The following is a 7092-nucleotide window of genomic DNA, read 5'->3' on the forward strand; positions in this document are numbered from 1 at the left end:
TTACGCCTCGCCGCGCGCCATCCGCACCAGGCGGTCGAGCACCACCCGGCCGCTCACCCGCAGGGCGTCGTGCTCCCACTCGTTGGTCAGCCAGAAGCGCAGGTTGCCCACGGCCCGCGCGGTCTCCAGCGAGTCCGCGGTGTCGACGTACATGTCGTCGAAGTACACGGCGGCGTACACCGGCACCGTGTTGGCGGCCAGCCGCTCGGGGGAGTACAGGTCGGGCCAGTCGCCGCGCTCCGCGAGCAGCTGCGCCGTCTCGCGCAGCGGCTGCAGCGCCGGGTCGGTCTCGAACATCCAGGGGTAGATCATCTCGCCGGTGAACAGCACCGGGGCGTCGGTGCCGAGAGCGGACTCGGCGTCGAAGGCGGGGAACTCCTTGCGGACGCGCTCGGCGGCCCACCCGGTGCCCGCCGGGTCCACCGAGCGCTGGCCGTAGATCGACTCGTGCAGCACGGCGTACAGCGGGTTCTGCGCGAACGAGAGCTGGGCGTGGGCCCCGGCGAGGAAGGTGTCGGACAGCTCCGGCCCGTCCACCCCTTCCACCCAGGCCTCCTCCAGCAGGTAGTGCAGCGCGCCCGAGCCAGACCCGGCGCCGAGCATCAGGCCCAGCGCCTGGAAGGCCCGGACGGTCAGCAGTCCGCCGTCCGGCAGCCGGGCCGGCTGCTGCGCGAGGTGGGCCGCGATGCGGCGGACGGCCGCCACGTCCTGCGGGTAGCGGGCGTAGTGCGCCGCGTTCTTGGCCGCCACCCGCGGGTACGCCGCCCGGTAGACGTCGTCCGCCGAGGCCCGCAGGCCGGCCAGACCGCCCGTGACGAACGCCTCGCGCAGGCCCTCCGGGGCCAGCGACAGGTAGGTCAGCGTGCAGAAGCCGCCGAAGCTCTGGCCGAGGAGGCTCCACCTGCCCTCCTCGCCGAGCAGCAGACGGCGGACCAGCTCGGCGTCCCGGACGATCGAGTCGGCCCGGAAGTGGGCGAGGTAGTCGGCCTGCCCGGCCGGGCCGCCGCGGCGGGCGAGGGTCTGCCGGTTGGCCGGCGTCGAGCGGCCGGTGCCGCGCTGGTCGAGGAGAAGCACCCGGTAGTCGTCGAGCGCGCGGTTCAGCCAGTCGTCGCGCCCCAGCGGCCGCCCGGCCTTCCCGCCCGGCCCGCCCTGCAGGTAGAGCAGCCAGGGCAGGTCGTCGTGCTCCCGCCCGGATGCCACGACCTCACGGGCGTACACCTCGATCCGCTCGCCCTCCGGCCGGTCGTGGTCGAGCGGCACCCGGAAGACGTGGTCCGTGGTGACGATTCCGGGCAGTCGGCCGACGGTGGACATGCAGCTCCTCGGTACGTGCTGGTCGCAGGCGCGATGCGACGCGCGTCAACCATGTTCCGGGTACGGGCGCCGCCGAACCGCACCGTATCCTGGCCGCGGACGGGAGCCGTCGGGGGAGGGCCATCGAGGTGGCCGCGCCGCCGTCGGCAGCCGGATCGGGCAGCGTCGACGGGGGTGGCGCGGCAGGTCGGGCGGTCGTACCGGGCCTGCGCGCCGTCGCCGCCGCGCCGGTCGGCGTGACCTGTGGCACGTGCAGGACGTTCATCAACCGGGCGCAGGCGGGCACCGTCCGTCCGCAGGCCCTGCACGGAGTCGACGCGCACCGCACCACCGGTGTGTGCGGACCGCAACACGGCCCGTCCGGGCAGAGCAACGGCCGTACGGGGCCGCGCCGGAGTCGGTGCGGCCCCGGCCGCTCCCGGCGATCGGCCTGTCGCACGGTGGACAGCATCGACCTGCCACCCGGCAGAGCAGTACGGACCTGCCACCAGGCAGGCAGTGCGGACCTGCCGCACGGCAGCGCAGTACAGACCGCGAACGAGCACGCTCGCGGTCGACCGGCCGAGCAGCCGCCGGCCGACCGAGGGAGGAGAGCCCGGTGACCGTTTCCAGGCCACCACAGCCGGCCGCACCGCCGTCGGCCACCGAGCCGCACCCGGCGCCGGTTCAGCCCTCGGCATCGGCTCCGGCAGCCCCACCAGCGGCACCGTCACTTCCCCCCGTACCGTCCGCACCGCCCGCCGGGCCGGCGGCGCCCGGGACGGCAGCCGGTCCGTCCGCACCTGCGGCACCTCCCATGCGGCCCGTACCGCAGGGCGCTGCCATGCCCCACCCTCCTGCGACGCCGCCCACGGTCCCGCCCGCCCCGTCCGTCCCTCGCGTGCCGTCCGTGCCGTCCGGGCCGGCCGCCGGCCCGACTGCCCCCGGCCGGCCCGTCCGTCCGCAGACGAGTCCGCCCGCGGGGCCCCCGAGCCCCCGGACTCCGCCGTACGGCATCCCCACCGCTCCGACCGTGCAGACCCCGCCCCACGGCGTCCCGCTCCCGCCCCATCCGGGCGGGACCCCGCCCTACGGTGTGCCGCTGCCGCCCCCGGGTGCGCCGACCGGCACTGCTCCGGGCCATCCCAGACCGCCCGCGCCGCCGCGCACCCAGGCGGCTGCGGCCGCCCACGACCTGCTGTTCTGCGTGGCCGCCCCGGCCCTGGCGGCGTCCGGCGTCGACGGCCAGCTCCGCGGCCAGGGGCTGCAGGGCTTCTACCGGTCCGGGATCCGCACGCTGGCCCGGATGGAGCTCCGCCTCGGCGGCATCGAGCCGATGCCGCTGCAGGGCGCGCTCACCTCCGCGGCCGAGGCCCGCTTCGTCGGCAGCATCCGCGTTCCCGGCGACCCCGATCCGGATCCGGCCCTCACCGTCGAACGGCTGCGCCACGCCGACGGGACGGAGACGGTCACCGTCCGCAACGCCGGCGGCCGGCCCGCCCGCCTCCCGCTGGAGATCACCTTCGGCACCGACCTCGGTCTGCTCGGCGACATCGCGGCGGGCCAGCGCAGCGCCGACCTGCCGAGCCAGGTGCAATCGGCCGGTCTGCGCTGGGCGGGCCACGGGCGCAGTGCCACCGTGTCGGCTCGGCCCACCCCGCACGCCGTCCTGGCGGGCGCGGGCGTGCTCCGCTGGGACCTGGAGGTGCAGCCGGGTGCCCGCTGGTCGGTCGACCTGCAGGTGGAGCTGGAGAGCGTCCCGCCCGGCGGCCGTCCGCCCACCGGCCGGGGCCAGGGCGTCCCACTGCCCTGGTCCGAGCCCGAGGTGCGGTGCGACGACGCCCGGGCGCAGCGCCTGGTCCCCGCCTCCCTCGACGCGCTGGGCGCCCTGCTGCTCGCGGACGCCGACCGGCCGACCGACCTGTACGCCGCCTCGGGTGCGCCCTGGCGGTTCGGTCTCACCGCCGCCGACGCCCTGTGGGCCGCCCGGTGGACGCTGCCGCTCGGCACCCGGCTGGCGGCCGGGACGCTCCGCGCCCTGGCGCGCCGTCAGCACACCGGCCGTCCGGCGGGATCAGGCTCCGCATCGTCGGGTTCGCCGGCCGCGAGCGCGGCGGAGGGGCTGATCCCCGGGCCGATGCGGCACGGCGGTCCGGAGCTCCCGCCGACCTGCAGCGCGACCGAAGCGACCCTGCTGTTCGTCACCGTGCTGGCGGAGGCCTGGCGCTGGGGCCTGCCGCGGCACGAGGTGATAGAGCTGCTGCCGGCGATGGAGCGGGCGCTGGCCGCACTCCGCGCCTCCGTCGCCGAGGGGCCGGACGGGCCCGAGGGCTTCGTCGTCGACCTCGGCCGTCCCCCCGAGGAGAGGTCGAGCCGCACGGCGGTGGCCCGCTGTGAGGTGCAGGCGCAGGCGTACCGCGCCGCCCTGCACGGTGCCGAGCTGCTCGCGGCCTTCGCCCGGCCCGGCGCGGCCGAGTGGCTGAGCTGGGCCGCGGCCCTCCGGGAGCGGTTCCGGGAGCGGTTCTGGATCGACGACGTGGCGGGTGGGCGTCCCGCGGCGGCGCTGCTCGGCGGCGGGCGGGCGGCCCCCGCGGTCGCCTCGTCCTTCGCCCACCTGCTCGACGTGGGCCTCTCCCGCGAGGGCGACCTGCACGAGGGCCTGCTGGACCGCGAGCAGACCAGACTGCTCGCCCAGCGCCTCACCGCCCCGGAGCTGGACTGCAGCTGGGGGCTGCGGACCCTCGGCGCCAAGTCGCCGAGGTTCAATCCGCTCGGCCACCGCAGCGGTGCCGTCCGGGTGCACGAGACGGCGCTCGCCGTGGCCGGTCTCGCCGACGCGGGCTTCGAGCGCGAGGCGGGCCTGCTGCTGGAGGGCGCGCTCGGCGCGGCCGAGCACTTCGGCGGCCGCCTGCCGGAGATGTACGCCGGGGAACAGCGGGTGACGGGGTGTCCGCCGGTGCCGCATCCGGCGGCCTGCCGGCCGGCCGCGCTGTCCGCGGCGGCCGGTGTCCATCTCGTCGTGTCGATGGCCGGCATCAGGCCGGACGTCCCCGGCGGGCGAGTGGTGGTCCGTCCGGCCTCCAGCACGCCGCTCGGCGAACTGCAGCTCACCGGACTGCGGGTGGCGGGCGAGCCGTTCTCCGCCAGGGTCAGCCGGATCGGCGTCGCCGTCGTCGAGGAGGCCTCGCCCCAACTCCAGCTCGGCGCGGGCTGAACGACCCGTCAGCCGGCTGCCCGGGCGTCCCCGGGTCTCCGTCCGCCTTCCGCCCGTCCGTGGCGCCGGGCCTGCCGTGCGGGCCGGGCCTGCCGTGCGGGCCGCGTCCGCCACTGCGCCACGGACCACGGCACCAGCGCCGTACCGGACGGCGGACCCGTCGGCCCGGGCCGGAGTTGCCGGGGTCGTGCGGGCACTCTGTGTTTATCGTCAGAAAGACGACTATCATCATCGCCATGTCGCGTTATGACCCGTCGGCCTTTCCCCCGTTCGCCGTCACCGTCGACCTGGTGGTGCTGACGGTCCGGGACCACGAACTGTGTGCGCTGCTGGTCAGACGGGGCGAGCCGCCGTTCCAGGGGTACTGGGCGCTGCCCGGTGGCTTCGTCCGCCCGGACGAGGGCCTCGCCGAGGCGGCCTCCCGCGAGCTCGCGGAGGAGACAGGCCTGCGCGCGTCCGCACCCGCCCAGTCCACGGCCGGCGTGCACCTGGAGCAGCTCGCGACCTACGGCCACCCCCAGCGCGACCCGCGGATGCGCGTGGTCAGCGTCGCCCACCTGGTGCTGGCGCCCGACTTGCCCACCCCGCGCCCCGGCGGTGACGCCAGCAGCGCCCGCTGGGCCCCCGTCCGAGAACTGCTCGACGACGCTCCGGTGGACGGCGTCCCGCTGGCCTTCGACCACGGCCGGATCCTCGGCGACGGCGTCGAGCGCGCCCGCTCGAAGATCGAGTACTCCTCGCTGGCCACCGCCTTCTGTCCCCCCGAGTTCACGGTGGGGGAGCTGCGCCGCGTCTACGAGGCGGTGTGGGGCGTGGTGCTCGACCCGCGGAACTTCCACCGCAAGGTCACCGGCACCCCCGGCTTCCTGCTGCCGTCCGGCGGGACGACGACCCGGCAGGGCGGGCGTCCCGCACAGCTGTTCACGGCCGGCGGTGCAACCGTCCTCAACCCGCCGATGCTCCGGCCCGAGGCCTGACCCCGGCGCCCGGGCTGCTCCCTGCACGCGGAGGGAGCAGCCCGGGCGCCGGCCGGCCGCTGCTGGCGCCGGTCCCGTTCCGACCTGCTCGGAAGCGCTCCGGCCTGCACGGGGTCCGAACCGCGTCGGGCGCCGACCGCACTGACGATCGGTCAGAATCCTGGTCACGTCACCTGATCGAGTGAGGTCTGCGGGCGCGCTCCCCATCGGCCTCCGCAATGCCCGGAATCCTCGCCGCCGGGGCCTAGGGTGCTGGCGCGGGCAGGCGGAGCACCGCACTGCCCGGGGCCGGTGCACCGGTCGGCCGAGGCGTGGGAGCAGGCAGCGATGATCCAGATCACCGGACTGACCAAGGTCCACCGGCGGGGCGGCCCGCCGGCGCTGCTCGACCTGACCTTCGACACCCGTCCCGGTACGGTCACCGCCCTGCTCGGCGACGAGGGCGCGGGCAAGACCACTGCGATCCGGCTCATGGTGGAGCTCGAACGCGGCCGTGGCGCAGCCCTGTTCGACGGCCGTACCTACCGCAGGCTGCCCCGACCCGAGACCCGCGTCGGACTGGTCCCCGAGATCGGGCCGTCCTGCCCGGGCCACCCCGACCGGAAGGCAGCGGACCACCTCCGGATGCTCGCTGCCGCGATCGGCGTGCCCGCACGCCGCGCCGACGACCTGCTGGAGCAGACCAGGCTCGCGGGCGTCGCCTCCCACCGGCTGCGCACCTTCTCGCCGGGCATGAACCGCCGGCTCGCCCTGGCCACGGCCCTGCTCGGCGATCCGCAGGCCCTGCTGCTGGACGAGCCGACGGCCGGCCTGTCGCCGCGCAGCACCGAGTGGCTGCACTCCTTCCTGCGTTCCTTCGCCGCGGCGGGCGGCACGGTGCTGATGACCACCCGTTCCCCGCAGGAGGCCGGGACGGTCTCCGACCGGGTCATCACCCTGGTGCGGGGGCGCCAGGTCGCGGACCTGGGCGCGGCGGACTTCCGCGCCACCCGGCTCTGCCCGGAGGTGGTGGTGCGGGGGCCGCAGGTGGCCCGGCTCGCAGACCTGTTGCTCGCCCAGGGCGCCCGGGTCCGGTCGGACGGCCGCTCCGGCATCGCGGTCGGCGGCCTCGCCCGCGCGGAGATCGGCGAACTCGCGCACCGCCACGGCGTCCTGCTCCACGAACTCGCCGACCGCGCGATCGGCCGCCCGCCGCCCCGCCCGGTCCTGCCCACCGGATCGGGCCGCTCCGGCGCGGTCGTCCGGCTGCACCCCACCCCGGCTCCGCCGGCCACGGGATCCGCACCGCCCCCACCCGTACCGGCGCCCGTGCCGTTACCGGCCTCGCCGCACGCCTCCGGAACCGCCCGGAACCGCCCCGGGGTCCTGCCGACCGCCGGCGCCCCCAGCCCGCAGCCACGCCCCACGGAGTCACGCACCGCACAACCCCGCGCCACAGAACCACGCCCCACGGAGTCACGCACCGCACAACCGCGCACCCCCACGGCGCGGACTGTTCCCACGGCTGCTCCTGCCGGCCCCGCTCCGATCGAGTCCGCGCGGCCCCCGTCCGTACCCTCGCCCACCCCGCCCTTCCCCCGCACGGACCGGCCGACGGCACCCCCGGCC

The 7092-nt window shown here is 76.7% G+C and carries 4 protein-coding genes; 3 read left to right on the forward strand and 1 reads right to left on the reverse strand.

Annotation, left to right across the window (positions count from 1 at the left end; all coding sequences use genetic code 11):
• Complete coding sequence (locus IE98_RS0125245; protein ID WP_030272660.1) at positions 1-1314, reverse strand: alpha/beta fold hydrolase; 1314 nt, start codon at positions 1312-1314, stop codon at positions 1-3.
• Between the two features lie 1012 nt (positions 1315-2326).
• On the opposite strand from IE98_RS0125245, the gene IE98_RS0125250 reads away from it, so the two are divergent.
• From IE98_RS0125250 to IE98_RS0125260, 3 genes are all read left to right on the forward strand, one after another.
• Complete coding sequence (locus tag IE98_RS0125250) at positions 2327-4507, forward strand: glycogen debranching N-terminal domain-containing protein (RefSeq protein ID WP_234443666.1); 2181 nt, start codon at positions 2327-2329, stop codon at positions 4505-4507.
• Between the two features lie 236 nt (positions 4508-4743).
• The gene (locus IE98_RS0125255) at positions 4744-5484 is read left to right on the forward strand and encodes an NUDIX hydrolase (RefSeq protein WP_030272664.1); all 741 of its coding nucleotides are present in this window, start codon (positions 4744-4746) and stop codon (positions 5482-5484) included.
• A 327-nt stretch (positions 5485-5811) separates the two neighbouring features.
• Positions 5812-7092 (forward strand): ABC transporter ATP-binding protein (locus IE98_RS0125260; protein ID WP_159401046.1); only part of this gene is annotated, 1281 nt, incomplete at its 3' end.

This window comes from Streptomyces sp. NRRL B-24484 (assembly GCF_000717715.1).
Lineage (GTDB): Bacteria > Actinomycetota > Actinomycetes > Streptomycetales > Streptomycetaceae > Kitasatospora.